General features: G+C 69.4%; 1 protein-coding gene. It reads right to left on the reverse strand.

The genetic code is table 11. The annotated features are described in order from the left end of the window. On the reverse strand, positions 1 to 796 hold a 796-nt coding region (locus ABD841_RS40550), incomplete at its 3' end, for a hypothetical protein (RefSeq protein ID WP_344982405.1). Positions 797 to 823: the final 27 nt, after the last annotated feature.

Consider the following 823-nt stretch of genomic DNA (forward strand, 5'->3'; position numbering starts at 1 on the left):
GGTCGACCAGCTCCAGGTGCATCCGCCCATCGGGGCGCGGGGAGGCCAGGCCGATGGAGGCCCAGTTGCGCAAGGGGCTGACGTCCACCGCCAGGGCGATGTCGGCCGAGGCCTGGGAGAGCTTGTCGGTCAGCTTGGGCCAGGCCTCGCGCGGCACGTTCGGGTCCGGCGGCGGCGTCGCCTTGCGCGTCCTGTTCAGGTACGCGCGGTCGAACTCCGCGTCTTCCATCTTCTCCAGCTCGTCCCGGATGATCTCTTCGGTGACGGTGTGGCCGAGGGCGGGCAGGCACATCCGCCACGTCTCCGGGTCCAGGCGGGAGAGGTACTTGGGCGCGTACCACTCGAAGTAGGCCACCGCGGGGAACTCTCCGGTGGCGTAGATCTGCTCCACCAGTTCCCGGCCCGCGGCCCGCTTCTTGTTCAGCCAGACAGACTTCTCGGTGCCGCCCGCGCTCGCCCACCACACTTGAGCGCGCGGCCGGGTCAGCATCGCGGGGGAAAAGGCTTGCTCCAGGCGGTCGTCCTGGTGGGCGAAGGCCTCGGCGATGATGCCCATGTCCAGCGACGGGCCGTGGCCGGCCTCCTCGGTGTTGGCCGTGATCCCGATCCGCGAGCGGGTCTTCAGGCAGATGATGGCCTCATTGCCGTTGCCCTTGCGGGCCCGGAAACGCTTGGCCAGCCTGCTCTCTTCGATGGTGGCCAGGAACTCGTCTTCCCACCGGGAGCGCGCCATGGTGCGCGTCTGCGCGGCGTAGGTGATGTTCTGGCGGGCCCAGGCCATCGCCCGGTGCGTCATCGCCCCGAGGATCTGCTGAGTCTTGCC

Source organism: Streptosporangium fragile (assembly GCF_039534445.1).
In the GTDB taxonomy this organism is placed as follows: domain Bacteria; phylum Actinomycetota; class Actinomycetes; order Streptosporangiales; family Streptosporangiaceae; genus Streptosporangium; species Streptosporangium fragile.